Genomic DNA, 19,213 nt, shown 5'->3' with positions numbered 1-19,213 from the left:
TTACCCCCGTGTCTCAAGTTCCCAGTCGGCATCACCGTAGGCGAGCAGGCTTAGCGACAGGAGTTCGCCGTGAAGCAGGGCTTGCTGGCGCGTATCGCGTAGCGCCTTGCCAATCGTGGTGAGGCCGTCCGGGTTGCTGAACATCGTGTCCGTCAACCGGGACGCCGCGGCAGCCGCCTGCTTCCCGTAGAGCGTTGACATGGTAGCCACGACGACCGCTGCGCCGCGCAAGCGAAATGTCATGACATACGCGCCGAAATCAGCAAGCGCTTGGGCGATGTCGCAGCCGATCAAGAGCACGACCGGCGCTATCGCAGTCGTTGCGCCTGATGTGACATGCCCGCGGGTCAGGTCCACGATGGACAAGGTAGTACCCTCGATCTCGAGCGTGGCCTCTCTCCCATTGCTGTCTGCGTGAACCAGGCCGACGATGAGCGGCGGATTGGTCTTGCTGACCACGGCTCTCCATTCTTCCCAAGACGTTAGTATGTGGGCAGTGACCAAGGTGTACTTGCCGAGCGCATCCTGCACCTGCCTGCGCGGTTCGGCCGTCACTCGATTGCTGAACGCCATCACTACGTTCCCACGGAGCTTGATCCTTCCAGATGCAGGCGAGTGTTCTGCGAGGAGCGTGGCGACCCCAGGAGTGACCTTGGTCCTGTCGAACTTGTGACGCTCGATGATCTTGGATAGGCCCCAGAAGCCCATCGGACAGACATGCGCCGCACTGTGGTCTGACGTAGCGAGCGGGCAGGTGCCAGGGCAATCGCCACCCTGAATGGCTGCTTTCCAGTTGGGGCAGGGCTTCGCGCAGTCGGCGGGAGATGGATGGTCGTAGACGAACTCGAGCGGCAGGACGCCGTCGGCACGTGAATCAACGAGTTGAATACGATGACTCTTCGATATCCCTTCCTGGTCGCGCCGCTCGAATCCACTGCCGAAGAGACTCATGCCCAGCAGATGGCCCTGACGAGCCAGGATGACGATGAGTTCACGACCGGGTTCACTCTCGAGGCCATCCTGCATGTCCACGCCGATGCGGGCCGCCTTGCTCAGTGCGTCGTGAATGTCCCTCCCGATCGCAGCAGCGGCAGCGAGGGCAGTGATCTGCGTTTGCTCGCCGCGATAGACGGCGGCGCCGGCGGCGTCCTGGCTATCGCAACTCGCGACGAGGGCCAGGTCGAATCCGTTGGATGCATCAAGGCTGCTCAGGCGGTGGCTAACAACGACGTGCTCTTCGAGATGCGGCGTGCCGTCCGGCAATGGGCGCTCATTCAAGCCCAAGACCTTGCCTAGCAGGCGTGCTGTCTGCAGGACTCTACCGTTGTGCAGCAACGTTAGGCGGCCATCGAAGTTTCCCGCTGGACCGGAAGTGAATGTCAGTCGGCAAGTGCTGCTCGGGCCATGCGGTGCAATCTTCAGGCTGCCTTGCACGCCGGCACGAATGTAGGTGGGCTCGCTCAGCCATACCGTTAGGGTTGATAACTCGCCTGGAGGCAGAAGGTGATCGGGAAAAGCGCATGGCAACGAATTCCATGCCTCCTCAGCTGGGCCAACCCGGATGTCGATGGCACACGGTGAGTCCGCCCGGAAGCCACCTTGGGCAGGAACGGCATGAGGCTCAAAACAGAAGGCCTGTTGTTGAAGAAACCGAGCTAGCGAAGCGTCGTTCGAGTCATCGCCCGCAGAACGCCGCCGCGTACCGATTCGAGCTCTGTAGCTAAAGTTCGTGACGGAGGTACCAGAACCTCGTGGACTGCGCAGGATGTCTTCGTCAAGCGCCTTCTTCATATCTGCGCGATTGACGAGATCCTTTTTGGTCATTGCAACGGCGGCGGCAATGCTCATCACGAACTCGGCAAGTTGGGTCCGGCTGCTTGAGTTAGCCACCAATACCCTTGGCTCGAGCGCCTCGCAGAGGGACGCCAGATCGCAGTATGCGAACAATGAAGCCATGCCACTCCAGCCCAGGACATTCGGCGCGCGAGTCTGCGCATCGAGCAGTTGCCTGGCGGGCCAAGCGCCGGTGTGCCGAAGAACCGAGCACACCACCAACATTGCGCACGCGCGATCCTCAACTGATCCGACTGCAGGGGAGACATACCCGAACGCGGTCACCAGCAGGTTGGCGTCATTGCCGTAAAGCTGACGAATGATCTGTTCCGGCGCCGCTCCCGGACCGAATGTTCCTCGGAGCGTGGCAGCGAGAATGCCCATCGCGATCGGCGTGGGTGGTTCGGATCGCAGAACCGCGTGCGCAGCTAGCGGAGTGCAGTAGGCACGGACTTGAGCGGCGAAAGATGCGAGCGTGGCCTGGTCCTCATGCGCCCTGGTGCCGGCCAAGAGGCGTTCCAATACGGCATCAACCCAATTCGCTCGGTGCTCGTCGCTCATTGCGACTCCTGCCTCGAGAGGAAGCCTTGGATGTAGCTCCCGACCACGACTTCCGCGGCTTCACCCGGCATTGCCTTTGCATGTTGAACCAACCCCGACAAAAATCCTGTCGCATCCGACTGCAGGCGCTCGATTGCGGTCCGGAGCATCAGGGCTGCGTAGGCGCCTTCATCGCCAGGCCCCGATGACTCGGGAGGCGCCGAGCGACGGCGCGAGGTAGTTGCTGGTGCGAAAGTCTTGCCGTGTTGGATGGGGACCGATAGTTGTCCCATCATTTCTAGTCTTGACAGCAGCATGTCCTCACGCGGGCTGATCGGGACCGGTATCCCCATGCCCCTTTGCTTTCGGCCTAGACGCTTGTTCATGAATGCCAGTACGTGGGGCCTGACATGCTCCCGACGCGCTATGGCTACCGGATCCGGCAAGCGATCAGGCGAGTAGAGCTCGGCGCAGGTGCTCGTGCCTACGCGCTGGCCCGGGGGCATCAGCAGGAGAACGACGAGCAAGGCCACGAACCTCTCGCGGAGATCTTCGTCCAGGGTGATTCCAGATCCGAGAATCTGGACCGCTGTCAGCGTCGACTTGTAGTCAGAAACACCGTTGCCAAGATATCGGCGCATGCAGACCTGGGCGAGGGGCCGCCCAACGACACTGCGGTCCAGGGCCGCGAGGATCATGATGGCGAATGTTCGACCCTGGCGTCTTAGCGCTTCAGAGAACTCTTGCGTAGCGATCGCAGCGTTTGTTGCCGCTTGATCTGCGACCGCTTGCGCAGCAAGGCCTTCGGCAATCGTGCGGTGGGGCCAAACCACCAGGGCGCTGTCATTGGTTCCTTGAAAGGTGATCAAGCCCGCACTGCTCGCCGTCTGCAGCCAACGCCCCCCCGCCGATCCACCGAAAGCTGGAGGGATCGCCTCTGCACACGCAATGAACTCGGCTCGGGTGTTTGCGCCCTTTATGGAGCTTAGCGCGACCTGCCGAGCTATAAGGAGGAAGCGATTCCCCTCTGATATGCCTTGACCAGGGCTACCAAGTTCAAATGCCGCACGTACGAGGTGTTCGCTAAGCAGGAACGTCAGATCCATGGGGCGCTTGACATCCAGGAGATCGGCTTGGTACGCGTAGAGCGCCATCACGACCTGCAGAGGAAGCGGCGCGGCGTCCTCCCACTCGACATCCGCAACCTGCCTCCTGAACCTCTCCAAAGCATGCGCGTCCGGGATGTGCTGCGAGGCGAGTGACTGAACCTCATCCTCTGCGAGCGGCTGGAGGGAAAAGCACGGGATCTCAAGAAATCTCGCTCCAAGAAAGTCTTCAAATGGCCGGCTGGAGAACACGGTCTGCACCGAGAAGCCGAGAGCGCCGACACGCGCGAACAACTCGGCACGCTTCCTGACGTCGACTTCGTCGAGCGCATCGATCAGGAGGATCAAATGGAGGCCGTTGTGCCTGATCGATCGGCGCACTCGCTTGGCTGCCTCGTCAGTTGCTCCGAGGACCTGCGCGATATCGCAACCAGCAGCCAAGAAGGCGCTTGCGCTCACCAGCACCGGCAGTATGGGCCGGTCCTGGACGCGCAATAGATGCATCGCGACTTGGTACAGGAGTGTCGACTTACCGCTCCCGGCGCCGCCTACAACGAGGACAGCCGGAGCTGTGTCCAGGCTCCGAACGACCGCCGTCAGCGCATCTTCACTGGAGTCACGAGCCGAGTGCCGCTGAAGGGCGTCCTGGTCCCGGTTGAGCCTGACGGCACGCAATGGAAGCAAGTTGGTGGGAAGAGCCGCTTGCAGCAGCGAGAGGTAGCTGAGCGTCGCGTTCTGTTGCGCAACCTGATGGCAGAGTTGTCTTATCTGCTGTGCTTCGAGATCGAGGTGGAGCGGGCTTTCAGCGATAGCGCTGATCCACCGGGAATCGACCGCCTGCACAGATCCAGCATCATCGGACGCCCCCGCTCCCCGGATCATGCCGACGACCAGGCGGCGCTCATCGTCCCAGACCGGGCCGCCGCTGTGTCCGGGCCCGATGCTCTTGCCGTCGAAGCGGTTGTCCTTGCGTGGATGGCCCTGGCCCCGGAACGCAACCGGATGCAGAGCTGAGCGCGCCGCCATCTCTTGGTACTCGACGTTCCACGCGGTGCAAGGGGCGTTGGAGGCGTGCTGGTACCCGGGGAATCCTAGCGGTAGCAAGCGAACGTCTTCGAGAAACGCAAGGGATGCGTCTCCTTGGGTCGCTGAAGAACCTCGCGAATAGTCCCACCTGGCGGTGTCGGGAAGCAGCCTCAATAACGCGCAGTCCTCCTTGAATGTTTCTGGCTTCAACTGGCTATCCCGAAGCCAATCGCGGTCATCTCGCGAAGGATGATCAATCAGCGACTGCCAGTCCGGACCATGCCATCCGCGGTCCAGGACCATGGCATCGATCGATACCGGCGTATCGCGCCATACGTGATGCAGCGTCACGACCTCGCCGGGCATGACGTTCAGATGCAGAAGAACATGGCTGCAGGTTATGACGACGCCGTCTTCATGCACGAGGAAAGCCATCCCCGTGGCCTTCTCGATCGACGGATCGGCAATTGGATATGGACCATCCTGAAAGAAGAACAGCCCTCTTTCAACCGGTTCCTCGTGCTGCAACAGACGTATGGGCATGACTCAGGCGTCGGCGAAGATGTCGGCGTAAGCCGAGAGCGTTGCACTCTCTTCGAAGCGTTTCTTGGTCTCGACGGATTCGAAGTAGATGGTTTCAAGCGCGTAGTCGCCAACCAGGGAGTCGACGACTGTGTTTAGTTGAATCGTCTCGAAACGGTCCAGAAGCTTGAAGTGGCCGACATCGCGAGGATTCCGGGTGATATTGGTCTGGATGTAGATCCACTCCGGGTCTGCGGTCTCCATGACCGCCGCCGCAGGTGCGGCGAAGGGCGATCGCATGAGAATCCGTGCAGCAGCCGCACACTGCTTCTCGAAGCCTTCGATCTTCTCCAACTGGCAGTAGACCGGACGGTACAGGTAGGGATCGGTTAGTGCCGCAACCTCGCCGAGCGTGAGCATGTCATCTGAGGCAGGCTGCACACGTCCTTGCTCCACCAACTTCCAGATTTCGTTGAGTTCGGAGCCCGCCGACTTGATCAAGGGCTTGATGGCGTTGGCGTTGTCCAGGAGGTCGCTGCTGCCCACGGAGCCACCTTTCGCGAAAGCGATGTAGAGGGAGTCGAGCACAACCTGCTCGATCTCGGCTCCGGTGAAACCGTGTGTACGTTCGACAACTGCATCGATGTCAAACTGGTCCGGGTCATACCCGCGATTGCGGAGATGCCCCTTCAGAATTACTCTGCGGCCGTTCTTTCCAGGACATCCGAAGAAGAAGCGCGCATCGAATCGGCCCGCTCTCGTGACTTCTGGAGGAAGGGAGTTGTACTGGTTCGCCGTCGCTACAACGAAGACGGGATATCGGTTCTCCTGCATCCAAGTCAGGAACAGCCCCTTGATGTTCAGGTCGCTCGTGCTGGAACTCGTGTTGGCGGAACTGGCGAGACCCTTATCGATTTCGTCAATCCAAAGCACGCAGGGCGCCATCGCCTCGACGACCTTCAGAGCCTGTCTGGCCCGGGCCTCACTTGAGCCTACCCACTTGTGGCGCAGTGAGCTCAGATCCATGCGCACGAGGGGCAGATTCCAGCGATGCGCAGTTACCTTTGCTGCGAGGCTTTTTCCAGACCCTGGAATTCCGAGCAAGAGCACTCCGCGCGGGAGTCGATCTATGCCCGAGGAACGGGCTCGTTCCGGGGCAGAGAAGGCCGGATACCTCGTATGGAGCCACTCGTCGAAGCACTCCATCCCGCCTAGCTGTATTGCCCGCTCAGGTTCAAGCAATTGAAGGGCCGCACTTCTCGCAACGTGGCGCTTCTTTGCTCCGCGCAGCGCGCGCATCAGTTCCGCCGATGTGACGTTGTCAGCATCTTCCTGTATCGCTCTCTTGAGGACCGCTCTTGTCTCCCCAAGAGTCATGCCCGCGGCTTCCTCACACAGTTCCCCGAGCACTTGGTCTCCCTCGATGCTGTCGGGGAGATAGCGCGGGATCAAGACATCTCGCATGCTGACGAACAACTCGAGGCGACCAGGCAACGGTAGATCGATTCGATTCAGTTCTTCCCGAAGGTCGTCCGGCAACTCCGCATCAGCAGCGAGGAGGTAAAGCTTCTGTCCACCGTCTCGCTTAATCAAGTCGTGATACGCCTGCTTCAGCGCACCTATGGCCTCGAACCTTCCGCCAAGTGGGTTATCTCGGAGAAAATGGTGAGCATCCGGGATAAGGCACACGGCGTTTGCGGGAAGCCGTGCCACCTGATAGATCGCCGCGATGAATGAACTGACCTCTTGGCTGGTCTCTCCCGCCATCGCCTTGCGGATTTCATTGTGGATGCGGTTGAGGATGGCTTGGTTTGGCGCACTTCGTCCATCCCTGTCATCCACCACGATCTGCACCTTGCCTGGCTCTTCGCGCCAGTGGTAGATCAAGTCGCGACTCGTTGTACCTCCACCGAACCGGAACCAACGCTTTCGGTGGTCCTGGAGGACGCCCTGCTTCATGACAAGTTCAGCCATGGTCGCAGCTTCGTCAGGGTCCGTCTGTTCTGACATCAGTGCGAAGCTGAATTGAAATTGCTTGCCGTCGCGGGTGTCGACTGCTCTCTCAAAGCTCGACTTGCCCGCCGCACCACGCCAGATCCAGAGGTCGCGTTTGGGCTCCCGCTCGCAATGGCGATGAATCGCTTGGACGAATCTCTCCGTTTCCACGGTGGTAGCCAGGATGACCGGGTGTGAGTCCGCGAGGGCTTTGGTCGCCAGGTATTCCGTTCGCCGAAAGTAGACTGTCTTCAGGATGTGATCCGAAGAAGACGGAATGTGCCGAACGATTCGTCGGCAACGTTCAATGCCAGAGCCCAGGAACACTGAGTCGAGCTTGCGTTCGATCGCGTCAACTAGTTCTTGTGCGGGCGCTCCGGCAATGCTTGATCCGAGTTGCTGCAAAACGACGTCGACTGGACATTGATCGCCTAGGGCCGATGCGGTGAGGCCATCCTTCATGCCTTCCCAATCGACGTTATCTAACAGTTGATCAATCGACCTGTCCATTGACTATCTCCTTGCCAATCTGGATGCTCGATATTTGTATGTAACACCGCTCGGGTGGCCGCTGCTACTGAGTTTTGCTACCTACACATATGTGACGCAAGGAAGGCGGCGTTGTCCTCGCTCCGAGGAGCCGAAACAACTATAAAGAGTGCGCTGGCACGGGCCAAGCGGGCGCTGGATATGGCCTTCCGGCGATGAAGTGCGCGCGCATGCCCGCATCGGCCAGCGCATAGCCCCAGTTGATCAAACGCCCTTGCTCGACGCTCGTTGACTCGTTCAAGCGCGTTCGAACTGCCTGTAGTTCACGCGTCGACTTGTTGTCCTTTGCGAGTGCATCGGCTAGGCCGTATGCGTCGATGTGCGTGGTGATGCCCCAGTACGAGCCTGCCTTCTTTGGCGGGGGCACGGCATCTTCGCTTGGAGCCGCCTGCGCCGACCGGGATTGCTGCTTTAGCCACCGCTTGCGCAGCGCCCGCGTCTGGTCTGTGACGATATCCAACACGCGGATCGCCTGGCGCGTCCAGTCCGTCGGCGGCTCGGCGTCGATTTTGAGTGGGGCGCCCGCATCGGAGACCAGCACAGTGCTGCAGCCATCCCAGACGGCTTCAAGGCCCATGTTGTCGTACATGCCCCCATCGGCCAGCAACAGGCGGGACTTAAGGTCCTGCCTGCTGGCGAACGACACCGGCACCTCTGGAAATTCCCTCCAAAGTGCCGCGTCAACTTCGACCTCTACAGGTGAAAGCACGGGCGGGAACGCGGAAGAGGCGCACACGGCCCGCGCAACCGAGTGGTCCGGGTTCGGAATTTCGCCGATGCGATGGTCCGCCATGCGCTTCTTCTCGACCCGCGCCGACGAGTCAGTCTGCAGGCTCGTCGCGTAAAAAATGAAGCGTGGCGTCTTATCCCTCTCGAAAGACGGAATGTCGGCGAGCCGGGCTTGGTGGAAAAGGTGCTCGTCGTACCGTTGGATCAACTTGTCGAAAACTGTACTGAATATGGAGAGCAGGCCTTCGATCCCCGCAAAAACATCAAGGTTCTTGCCTCCCATGGAGCGAAGGGGCGCGACGATTAGCGGCACGAAGTTCGTCGCGACGCCATCCGCGCCATCGCCAGTCCACTCGAGATCCTTCCAGCGCGTCGCCAGCACACCGTTGCAGATCGATCCGCCAGAAACACTCGAGACTACGTCAAGCTTGCGGAGCCAGCCGAGTTCGTTGAGGCGCCAGAGACTGCCTGGACTGAAGAGCATTGCGCGGTAGCCTCCGCCAGAGAGGCAGAGACCCATATCGAGCTTGTCGGGCATGAGCGCTCCTTTGACCGGTTCCATGGTGGAAGTAGTCGATGTATCCCGGCGCACTGTTCATGCAGACATTGGCTTGGCGCTTGGATCCTGGTTCACGCCAGATATTCTCGACGAACCGTGTTCCCAACCTCAACACCGTGTGCGACGTCACTCGCAGCTAGTTGGCCGCAATCTTATGTCCACGCCGCTAGCACGGGTCACAACGATGCTCACCCGGGGCGCCAATGCCTGCGACGGGCTTATCTGCGTGGTGCACGTTATCAATTGCTCAGTTGCTCACGATCGGTCTCGCGCAAGTCCAATTCGGACTTCGGTCTGCCCTACGTCACATCAACTTCATTTGTAAAACCGCAGAGATACTGATATCGAGAGCTAGCAAAGGTTGAACGAAACTCCAACTTGCAGTACCAGACGCCCTCCACTCGGACGCGGTCACCATCCTTTGCAGACTTTGCCGCCTCAGCGCGAGTTTCTCACCCTCAATTCTGGGGATGTATCTCGCAAGAACGACCCGACAATGTCGAATCAACTAGTCGAGCTCTTGCTCGCCTTTGGTTCGTCTTTTGCCAACAGGTATGACCTTGGCCTCGGATTCTGTATCCCATCACCGAGCGGCGATGTGACTTGTCGGACCACGCCGCAAGCCGGTTTTTCTCGAACTGCATCGGGCTGATGTAGCCCGGCGTCGAGTGCAGCCGAGCGCTGTTGTACCAGAGCAGCCAAGGCATGATTTCGTCTTTGGCCTGGCGCCTGATTTTGAAGCGCTGCCCGTGCAGTCGCCCGACCTTCAGTGAGCCGAACAGCGTCTCGTTACAGGCATTGACCCAGCGGTCCCCCTTGCGACTCATCGAGCTCGTGATGCCGTACTCCTTCAGCACGTCCCTAAAGTCGTTGCTGGCAAATTGACTGCCCCTGTCGCTATGGAAGATCAGTCCATTTTGCTTGTCTGGGTGCCGCTTGAACCAGGCCATGCGCAGCGCGTCAATGACGATGCCGCGCGTCATGGCTTCTTGCAGTGACCAGCCCACGAAATGGCGGCTGTACAGATCGATCACGACTGCCAGAACAGCCAACCTTCGTCGGTGGCGATGTAGGTGATGTCGCCCGCCCAGACCTTGTCCGGCACGCTCACCGAGAACTCGCGGTTGAGCAGATCGGGCGAGATCGGCAGCGTGTGATTGCTGTCGGTCGTGACCTTGAATCGCTTCTTGCCCTTGCATCGAATGGCATGCAGTTGCATGAGCTTTTGAACCCGATCATTGCCCACGCGAATGCCTCGCGCGAGCAGCTCTTTTCAGACTCGCGGCCGGCCATAGCCACCTCGGCTCTCGGCGTGGATGGCCTTGATGTGCACCAGCAGCGCATCGTCGCTCAGATGACGCTTCTGAGCTGCGCTGGCGCGGCGCACGAAGTGCTCGTGATGTCCCGCCACGCTCGCCTCCAGCACCCGGCATTGCACCGAGATTGGCCACACCTTCTTGTGTCCTTGGATGAAGGCGTACTTCAGTTCGACGCTTTTGCGAAGTACGCCGTCCCTTTTCCCAAGATGTCGCGCTCCATCTTCACTCGCGCCAGCTCCGCTCGCAGCCGCGCGATCTCCATCTGCTCGGGAGTCAAAACCTTGCTGTCCGCGCCACTGAGATTGCCCGCTCGGCTGGCCCTCACCCAGTTGAACAGCGCCTGATCCACCAGGCCCAGCGTGCTGGCCGCCGCCGCGATGCTCTGCCCGCCCTCAACCAAGCGAACTGCCTCTTGCTTGAATTCCAGCGTGTATCGCGCCCTGGTCGTGCTCGTCTTTGGCTTCGTCATTTCGTTTCCTCTTGCTTGGATTGGACCACTCAGCAAGGGAGACGTTTTTCGGGGACAAGGTCATTCTGCGCCGCTCCTCTGCTTCAGAAAACTACCGCACGGTCGCGCGTCCGCTGACGTGACGTGCTTGACAACGTACGCATGGAAAAACATCATCTCATTACCAGCCGGAGCACCCCCTTTGCCTTCAACAATACTGTTCATTCACGGCACCGGTGTCCGACAGGCTCGCGCCGAATCGTCGCTGGGGTTAATCAGGGCCTGCATGGGCGAGTACCTTCCGAGTTGGGACCTGCAGCCATGCGCTTGGGGCGACGCCTTCGGAGCGACGCTGAACAAGCGCGGCGCCTCGGTGCCGAGTTATGCCCGTAGCGGGGACGCCTCCGCTGCGCTGGATGCAAAGCAGCGAGCTCGGTGGATGCTGCTCGCCGACGATCCCCTACTTGAACTGCGGGTCGCTCCGGAGGAGTCCTACCTCGGCGGTCCGCCGGGTGCGGCGATCTGGGCGCGCTTGGAATGCCTGGATGCCGATGCCTCGCTGCGCTCGGTGCTCGCTCCGCTCGACTTGGAAGGTGACTGGGCTGAATTTGTCGGGGACGTGAAGCGCGATCCAGAGTGGCAAGCCGTCGTCGTCGCACTCACTCTCTCTGAAGCTTCCGCCAGTGCGATGATGGCGCGCGCCTTGGTCGCTGCGTTCCAGGGCCGATTGAGGGAGCACATGCAGCCAGAGCTGGCGGCCAAGGACCGAGATTCGTTGGAGGGTTCCCTGCTGGCTCCCCTTGGTGGGCCTGCAGGCGGCGGAATCACCGATTGGCTGCTCGATCGGATGACCGGCTACGTGAGGCGTCGCCGTGGCAGCTTAACGGATCTTGCGGGTCCGGCAGCCGGGGACATCCTGCGGTACCAAGCTAGGGGCGAAGAGGTTCGCGGGCTCATTGGAAGTCGCGTAAACCAGTCCGGAGCCCGCGTGCTGCTGGCCCACAGTCTGGGAGGTATCGCTGCCGTTGACTGGCTGGCGCTCGGGGCCCGTCCGATCGACGCCTTGATCACCGTGGGCTCTCAGGCGGCATTTTTTTACGAGATCGACGCGCTGGTCTCGCTCAGGTTCGGTACGTCGTTGCCGTCGTTCTTCCCCCAGCGCTGGCTCAACATCTACGACGAGAGCGACATGCTGTCCTACCCTGCGACCGGCATATTCCCGGGATACGTTCAGGACCTGCGCGTGGACAACGGCGAGCCGTTTCCTGAGTCGCACAGTGCCTACTTCGGCAACCGCAGGGACGTCTGGCCCGCGGTGGCCGATTTCCTTGGCAGCGGTACCGCGTGACCTCAGTCCTGGCCTGGATCGTCGCGGTCGAGCGCCACACGTCGGGGACCGATGGCAAGCAGAGTCCACTGGACCACCGGGCGCCAATATCGCGGACTGCGCTGGCTTGGGCCGAGTGGCTGAAGGACAAGCCAGGCACGCGGCTGCTGATGAATGTCAGTGCGCCGCATGACTCCGATGAAGGCCGGCGGCTCGAGGCGCTGCGGCCGTCGCTGCTGAACCCGGTGATGGCGGCCCAGGCCGGGGCGGTGGCACTGCACCAGTCGCTGAAGGTCGTGATCAGCGGTCCACGCGCCGACGTTCTGCTCCTGCTTTGGACCGGCCACGGGGTGATGCACGGCCGAGACCGCTTCTTGATCCACGCCGACTCGCTTGACCCCAAGAACCTCCACTCCTGGGAAGTCGACTCGCTGCTGCAGTACCTGCGCGATGACAGCGCGCCGCCGCTGCAGATCGGAGTCTTCGATACTTGTGCCGAAATCCGGGAGCAGCCGGGCCACGAGAAGCTGGTGGGGGGCAGCGGGAAGGGGCGGCGCCAGCAATTCTTCCACCACGCCTCGGCTGCCGGAGCATTCGCGTCCTTGGGTGAAGTGACTGTTGGGGGCCTGGCCCTGGAGTCGATGCAGCAGCTCGAGTGGCCTCCCGAACCCAAGAGGCTTCACGAGCTTCTCCTGCCAAGGATCGAGGGATTGCCGTCGGGACCGCATCTGCTCGAGCGGACCACGGGATCTGGTGATGCGTGGTCCAGCGTCCACGCATCTTCGCGGATCACAAACCTTCCGACGCGTAACGTCCAGTTTGCCGGCCGGGACGACTGGCTCACCAAGATCCACTCGGACCTGGCGGTCGACCGGCCGATCGTGGTAGCCCAGGCGATCGCCGGCCTCGGCGGGATTGGGAAGACTCAGCTCGCGCTCGAATACGCGCACCGGCATGAGCATGACTACCAGATTGTCTGGTGGGTGAAATCAGAGACTAGGGCATCGCGCGAGGCCGACTTGCTCGAGCTCTACAAGAAGCTCGAGCCCGGCCAGCACGAGGGGCAGCCTGTCGCCGCGAGCCTTGCAGCACTCCGGCGCTGCTTGGAATCCAACCGTGGCTGGCTGCTGGTCTTTGACAATGTGGAGAAGCCGGACGACATCCGGAACCTTCTGCCGGTGAGCAATCGTGGCCACGTCCTCATCACCTCCCGCTTCTCATCCTGGGGCAGTGTCGCCGCAACGCTTTCGCTGCCCGTCTGGTCGGTCGAGGAATCGGTGCAGTACCTCAGGCAACGAACAGGAAGGCCGAACGATCCCGACGCCGCCGAACTCGCGGATCGCCTCGGGAACCTGCCGCTTGCCCTTGAGCAGGCCGCTGCATACGTGGAGGAGTCGCAGGTCAGCATTCGACGCTACTGTGATCTTCTGCGTGACCTGGGACAGGACCTGATCGGGAGCTCGGCCAAGACAGCGATATCGACCATCTGGAAGCTGTCGCTCGAGGCTGTGCAGGAGCGATCGCACGAAGCCGTGGCGCTCTTGCAACTAATGGCGTTCCTTCCGCCGGACGAAGTGACTCGGTCAAGACTCGTGGGTGCAAGCCTATCGACGGTGCCTGACCAGCTCCGGGACCTGTTGTCGGATGAACTGCATCTGAATGATGCGGTTGCTGTTTTGCGAAGCTTCTCGCTGATCAATGCGACCCCGGAGACCTTGTCTGTCCATCGACTCGTTCAAGTCGTGGTCAAGGAGCGGCTGTCACTCGAAGACCACAAGACGTACTCGGACGCGGCGCACGAGATCCAGTATCCGCATCACATCGATCTGCATGACGTCACCGACCCTGGCCTCGAGAACGTACCGTTGCTTCCGAAGCAAGCCGATTCGGGCTGGTCATCGAAGCTGTTCCCGGCTTGGCAGGCTCTAGTCCGAAGCGTCTGGCGAAGGACGACAACGTTCAATTCGATGGCCCTCATCGTCATCGTGCTAGCAGTAGCGGTTGCCTTGTACGGATGGCTGAATCGGGACGACCCACCGTCTCTCGTCACGAAAGCCAGCGACGTCGGCGCGCCGACGCTGGCCCAGCGCGATGTCGACGTCGTCCCACCGCCTCCGGTCACCAAAGCCAGCGACGTCGACTACTCACCCACCAGGGGTACTGTTCTGCCTGCGGCGATGCTGACTCGCCGGGAGGGGCAGCAGGTGCTTCGCAGCGAACGGAAGATCATCCTTCCTCTCGATGAGCCGTCCATGCCTGGGCCGCTGAAGCATGCTGCGGGAAGTGCTGCCGACAGGATTGCCGCGTTGCGGAAGATACTTGACTGGCTCGATGTGGAGAACAGCGCGCGCTACAGGCAGACCAATTCGAGCGGTTTCCCAAACGTGTATGCCCATGACTATGCTTGGCAGGCGGGGGCATACATCCCGCGGGTGTGGTGGACTAGCCCCGCCATAATGTCTCTGCATAAAGGGATCAAACCGGATGCAAAGTTGGGAAGTACTGTGAAGGAGATGCGGGCCAATGACCTGTGTCGGTGGCTCGTGGAGCACGGGAACTCATTCGGTTGGCGATCCGTGCAGAGGGTCGACGATCTGCAGATTCAAGCCAATGACGGCCGCATCGCGCTGATCTGCGCACGCCGCCGCGAGGATGGGAAGGCGGGGCACATGACACTGGTTGTGCCCGAAAGCAGCGAAGCCCGCGCGATCCGGGGATCTGACGGCGTGGTGTCGCCTGTGCAAAGCCAGGCGGGAGCAAAGAACTACAAGTACGGTGCTCCCGCTGTTCCGTGGTGGACCAACGAGCTGTTCACCGATGTCCGGTTCTGGGTACATCCAGGCCCACCTGAGGCCGGCTCTGCGGCGCGGGGCGCAAGTGGCAGATAGGGTCATTCTGCAAAACCTGTGGTCAATCCGACGGGTGCTCTGGGTGCGCGTCGAGGAACATGGCTGCCATGACGCAAGCGAACTTCGGCTTTGACCCGGTCCACAGTAATGGTCCGACCACTACCCGCAACGATCAATAGACCTCGGGCGTCAGCCGACTCTGTGTTCCTGGCAATTAGAGTCGTAACCACATGCCTAACCTCGGCACTGCTTTGCAGGGAGGTAATCAACTTCCCCGCCGAGCCAAAGTGGTAAACGACGAAGAGCCAACTAGCAGTCAGCCCGAGATCAGCTGAGCGGCGTCTATCTCACCCCTTGGAAAGACTTGGCTTTGAGCTAGACGGAGGCGAGTGGCGACGGCACATGGCCGTGGCTGCGGACCGGCCGAAAACAATCCCTGCCCAAAAAGCCACGCTTAGCCAGCGCGAGATGGCCGCTGCTGCATCGCCCAGCTTGCATCCGCCATGCGTACCAAGTTCACCATGGACGCGATGCTGGCCTCCCGACGCAGTCATCTCAAGGTGACTTGGGCAGCCGCTTACGGTCATCGGTTGAAGCGCTGCGTGTCCAGCTTGGCGCGGTCAATCGGGCCTTGCGGGTTGGTGTGCATGTCCGGGGTGCCATAACCACTCGTTATGGGCTCACGCTCGACGGGCAGCGGCAATAGAGAAGGGCCTCATGCCCCCAGCAGTCTCATTGCCCTTTGGCTTTCGCGACGCCGAGGATGCTAGCAAGCGCTTGAAGCTGTAGGCCAGCACCCTCAAGCTCATCTCGGTGCCCTCGCGGCGATGGATGCTGCGGAGGGCCTGACTAGGGAGCAACCCACGAGGGTGTGGGTCTTTGGCTTAGAGGTGTGTCGTGGTCCAATTAAATCGGACAGCGCGATGAGGGCTTGTAGCCCCTGAGACCAAGACGAGCATGACAGAGAAGAAGCAACGCCGACAACGCCGGAATATGGAGCCCGCGTTCAAGCTTCAAGTGGTGAAGATGATCCGGGAACGGCGGCTGTCAACGTAGTTGTCGCGTGAGGGTGTCAGTTCAAGCGGCTTCTTTGTAGGCGTTGATCTCCTTGTTTGGTGTCTCAGGATTCAGATTGACCTGATGGACATATCGCCAGGTACGGGTGTGCTTTGACCAGCGCCGTGGATTGGCTCGGCGCGCCAGTTCGTAGACGTCGGCACGGTTGGCTAGCAGGGTCACGTCTTGCCCAGCATGGCGTTGATTGGGCGTCACGAAGCCGATCGCGCTATGCCGGTGCTCCTCGTTGTACCAACGCACGAGCGCGGTGGCCCAGCGGCGTGCCTGCAGCAAAGTCTCAAACGGTTTGACCGGCAGCTCCGGTCGATATTTCAGGGTGCGGAACAGCGATTCCGAATAGGGGTTGTCGTTGCTCACTGACGGCCGGCTTCGGCTCGGCGCCACGCCCAGGCGCTGCATGGTCGCTAGCATCGTTTCGCCCTTCATCGGCGAGCCATTGTCCGAATGAACTACAAGCTGGCCTGCGGCGATGCCCTGCCTGGCGCAGATGTCCTGCAGCAGCCCCGCAGCCAACTCCGCACTCTCGCTGTCGAACACCTGCCAGCCCACGATCTTGCGGCTGAAGAGATCGACGAACAGGTACAGATAGAAGTGGATGCCGCGCACGCACGTGGGCAGGTAGGTGATATCCCAACAAAACACCTGGTCAGGCCGCGTTGCCGCCAGCGCTCGCGGTTTGGTGCGCTTTTGCGGTACTCGCTCCAGCCGACGGTGACGCATCTGACCGGCTTGATGCAGCAGCCGGTATAGCGTCGACTCGCTGGCGATGTAGCGCCCCTGATCGGCCAGACGGGTGGATAACAACAATCAGGAAGTCCGCTCAAACGACATTCATGATGGCCGGTGGTGAAGAGTCGATAACGGCTTAGCTGTTACGTCCACCGGGCCACCGGCAGTGCCGAGTTGGAGGGGTTCAGACTGGCGGGTTCAGGTCTCAGAAGAGGTCGACCCAGTGCCAGGTACTCGAATCACCGATCAGCAGGTACGCCTCTACATGACCCACCGCAAGCAGAATTCTCAAGAGCTGGCCGCAGCCAAGTCCGGCATCAGCGAACGCAGCGCGCGTCGCATAGACAAGACGGGCCTACTACCTTCACAGACGCCGCGACGCTATTGGCGCGCGCGGGCCGATCCGTTCGTCGACGTCTGGGATACGGAGATCGTGCCCCTGCTCAAGAACGCGCCGAAGTTGATGGCCGTGACTCTGCTGCGCAAGCTGCAGAACGATCATCCCGACCGCTTCGCTGATGGCATGCTGCGCACACTGCAGCGCCACATCCGGCAGTGGCGAGCCCTGGAGGGTCCGCCAAAGGAAGTGTTCTTCCCTCAGGTATACGCGCCCGGTCATCGCGGCCTCTCGGACTTCACCGCGATGGCTGACTTGATGATCACCATCGCAGGCGCCGCGTTCGTGCACATCCTGTACCACTTCGTGCTGGCGTTCTCGCGCTGGGAGCACACCGAGGTGGTCGAAGGCGGCGAGAGTTTCGAGGCGCTGTCCAAAGGGCTGCAGAACGCCTTGTGGCAAGCCGGTGGCGCGCCGCAGGAGCACCGCTCAGACAGCCTGTCGGCAGCGTTCAAGAACCTGAGCGAGGAAGAAGACTTCACGGTGCGCTACGCCTCGCTTCTCGATCACTACGGCATGAGCGCCACACGCAACAACCGCGGCCTGGGCCACGAGAACGGGAGTGTCGAGTCGTCGCACCGATTCCTCAAGGAAGCGATCGAGCAGGCCCTGCTGCTGCGCGGACATCGAGACTTCGACGACCGCCCTGCCTATGAGAACTTCGTGCGCGAGGTCGTGATGCGACGCAACCGACGCAACGCAGCGGCGTTCACCATAGAACGGGCGCAGTTGCAGGAACTACCGGTCCGACGCACCACGGACTTCGTCGAGGAGGAGGCACGCGTCACGCGCTGCGGCACCTTCACCGTTCGCGCGATTCTGTACAGCGCTCCATCACGCCTCATCGGCCACACCTTGAAGGTGCGGCTTTATAGCGACCGGCTGGACTGCTACCTGTCGGGCACCTGCGTGCTCACGCTCGCCCGTGGAACCCGATTGCCCATCACGGGACGGGGTCGCGTGATTGACTACCGGCACTTCACCGAGGCGCTCAAGCGCAAGCCTCAGGCCTTCAAGGGCCTGGCGTTCCGCGATGCCTTGTTCCCGCGCGATGCATACCGCCGCACCTGGGAGCAGCTCGATATCAAGCTCACCCAACGCCAAGCGTGCCACATCATGGTTGCGCTGCTGGACATGGCCGCCAATGACGGCGTGGAAGCTGTGTTGGCTCAACGCCTGGAGATGCTCCTGGCGCTCGGTGAACTGCCAGATGTGGAGCAGTTGCGCAGTGACCTGGCCCCTCGCAAGACGGCTGTCCCGTTGATCACCGTCAAGATCCCGCCGGCGAGCCGCTACGACGCGTTGCTACCCAGTGCGCAGCCAAACGAACTCGATGAGGTGCACGCATGAGCGCGGCCACTTATGAGCCCGGGCGTAATGCGCTGATGTTGACCGAGCTGCGCCTACCGACGATCGGCCGATTGTGGACAGAGCTTGCTGAGCGCTCCGACAAGGAAGGCTGGCCGGCCGCGCGCTTCTTGGGAGCGCTGCTCGAACACGAGGTTAACGAGCGCGCCATGCGGCGTTTGCAACGTCATCGCGATGAGTCGCAGCTTGATGCGACCAAGACGCTGGCCAGCTTCGAGTTCGCCGAAGTCCCGTTGCTGTCCAAGGCGCATGTCATGGCGCTGGCCAGCGGCAACGCTTGGATCGACAAGGGCGCCACCTGCCTGATCTTCGGTCCCCCAGGCGTGGGTAAAAGTCACTTGGCATGCGCCATCGGCCATGCGCTGATCGACGCCGGATACCGCGTGCTTTACATGCGCACCAGCGAGCTCGTGCAGCGGCTCCAAGCAGCCCGCCAGGCCCTTCAGCTGCCCCAGGCGCTGACCAAGCTCGATCGGTACGACTTGCTCATCCTTGACGACATCTCGTACGTTCGCAAGGACCAGGCCGAAACCAGCGTGCTGTTCGAGCTGATCGCCGAACGGTACGAGCGCCGCAGCATTCTCGTCACCGCCAACCAGCCATTCTCAGGGTGGACCGAAGTGTTCCCGGATCCGGGAATGACCGTGGCCGCCATCGACCGCCTGGTTCACCACTCGACGATCTTCGAGCTTCACAACGTTGAGAGCTACCGAGGCAAGGCCGCCGAACGCAACCAGAAAACCCAGCGCGAAGCCGAGAGAGTCAGTCGCAAACGTCAATCAGCCAGCGACAACGACAAACATCCCAAGGAGCCCAAGCCATGACCCGCTAAACAACGAC

The 19,213-nt window shown here is 61.1% G+C and carries 9 protein-coding genes and 1 pseudogene; 4 read left to right on the top strand and 6 right to left on the bottom strand.

Going from position 1 to position 19,213, the window contains the following annotated elements:
• The 5 genes and pseudogenes from OOZ63_RS10440 to OOZ63_RS10420 all read right to left on the bottom strand — a co-directional run.
• A complete protein-coding gene (locus tag OOZ63_RS10440; RefSeq protein WP_266005387.1) occupies window positions 1–2,394 on the bottom strand; it encodes a hypothetical protein in 2,394 nt (797 codons plus the stop codon).
• The gene (locus tag OOZ63_RS10435) at window positions 2,391–5,048 is read right to left on the bottom strand and encodes a trypsin-like peptidase domain-containing protein (protein WP_266005386.1); all 2,658 of its coding nucleotides are present in this window, start codon (window positions 5,046–5,048) and stop codon (window positions 2,391–2,393) included. Before OOZ63_RS10435 ends, OOZ63_RS10440 begins: the two co-directional genes overlap by 4 nt.
• A 3-nt stretch (window positions 5,049–5,051) precedes the next feature.
• Window positions 5,052–7,532, bottom strand: coding sequence for an AAA family ATPase (locus tag OOZ63_RS10430; RefSeq protein ID WP_266005385.1), 2,481 nt, complete (start codon window positions 7,530–7,532; stop codon window positions 5,052–5,054).
• Window positions 7,533–7,671: 139 nt separating this feature from the next.
• On the bottom strand, window positions 7,672–8,838 hold the full coding sequence (locus OOZ63_RS10425) for a patatin-like phospholipase family protein (protein WP_266005384.1): 1,167 nt from the start codon (window positions 8,836–8,838) through the stop codon (window positions 7,672–7,674).
• 623 nt (window positions 8,839–9,461) lie between these two features.
• Window positions 9,462–10,647, bottom strand: a pseudogene (locus OOZ63_RS10420) (IS3 family transposase); the annotation flags it as partial.
• A gap of 265 nt (window positions 10,648–10,912) precedes the next feature.
• Here OOZ63_RS10420 and OOZ63_RS10415 point away from each other — a divergent pair.
• Both OOZ63_RS10415 and fxsT read left to right on the top strand, forming a co-directional pair.
• A complete protein-coding gene (locus tag OOZ63_RS10415; RefSeq protein ID WP_266005383.1) occupies window positions 10,913–11,974 on the top strand; it encodes a hypothetical protein in 1,062 nt (353 codons plus the stop codon).
• Window positions 11,971–14,841 carry an FxSxx-COOH system tetratricopeptide repeat protein gene (gene fxsT, locus OOZ63_RS10410; RefSeq protein ID WP_266005382.1) on the top strand — a complete coding sequence of 957 codons (2,871 nt, stop codon included), beginning with the start codon at window positions 11,971–11,973 and terminating at the stop codon, window positions 14,839–14,841. Before OOZ63_RS10415 ends, fxsT begins: the two co-directional genes overlap by 4 nt.
• A gap of 1,038 nt (window positions 14,842–15,879) precedes the next feature.
• On the opposite strand, the gene OOZ63_RS10405 is transcribed toward fxsT, so the two are convergent.
• Entirely contained in the window at window positions 15,880–16,683 is an 804-nt protein-coding gene (locus OOZ63_RS10405) for an IS3 family transposase (RefSeq protein ID WP_416234721.1), read from the bottom strand.
• 148 nt (window positions 16,684–16,831) lie between these two features.
• Between OOZ63_RS10405 and istA the strand changes: the two genes are divergently transcribed.
• On the top strand, window positions 16,832–18,355 hold the full coding sequence (gene istA / locus OOZ63_RS10400; protein WP_416234719.1) for an IS21 family transposase: 1,524 nt from the start codon (window positions 16,832–16,834) through the stop codon (window positions 18,353–18,355).
• Complete coding sequence (istB, locus tag OOZ63_RS10395) at window positions 18,352–19,197, top strand: IS21-like element helper ATPase IstB (RefSeq protein WP_266005380.1); 846 nt, start codon at window positions 18,352–18,354, stop codon at window positions 19,195–19,197. The genes istA and istB overlap by 4 nt, the downstream gene beginning before the upstream one ends.
• The last annotated feature ends 16 nt before the right edge of the window (window positions 19,198–19,213 follow it).

Origin of the sequence: Paucibacter sp. PLA-PC-4, assembly GCF_026241155.1 — a bacterium.
GTDB lineage: Bacteria > Pseudomonadota > Gammaproteobacteria > Burkholderiales > Burkholderiaceae_C > Roseateles_E.
The sequence above is the reverse complement of the archived record's forward strand: the minus strand, read 5'-3'. Positions and strand labels throughout refer to the sequence as shown.

What these genes read in the sequence shown, in the direction of transcription:
- OOZ63_RS10440 (WP_266005387.1), bottom strand. Translation starts at nt 2,394, where the DNA reads ATGAGCGACGAGCACCGAGCGAATTGGGTTGATGCCGTATTGGAACGC.
- OOZ63_RS10435 (WP_266005386.1), bottom strand. Translation starts at nt 5,048, where the DNA reads ATGCCCATACGTCTGTTGCAGCACGAGGAACCGGTTGAAAGAGGGCTG.
- OOZ63_RS10430 (WP_266005385.1), bottom strand. Translation starts at nt 7,532, where the DNA reads ATGGACAGGTCGATTGATCAACTGTTAGATAACGTCGATTGGGAAGGC.
- OOZ63_RS10425 (WP_266005384.1), bottom strand. Translation starts at nt 8,838, where the DNA reads ATGCCCGACAAGCTCGATATGGGTCTCTGCCTCTCTGGCGGAGGCTAC.
- OOZ63_RS10415 (WP_266005383.1), top strand. Translation starts at nt 10,913, where the DNA reads ATGGGCGAGTACCTTCCGAGTTGGGACCTGCAGCCATGCGCTTGGGGC.
- istB (WP_266005380.1), top strand. Translation starts at nt 18,352, where the DNA reads ATGAGCGCGGCCACTTATGAGCCCGGGCGTAATGCGCTGATGTTGACC.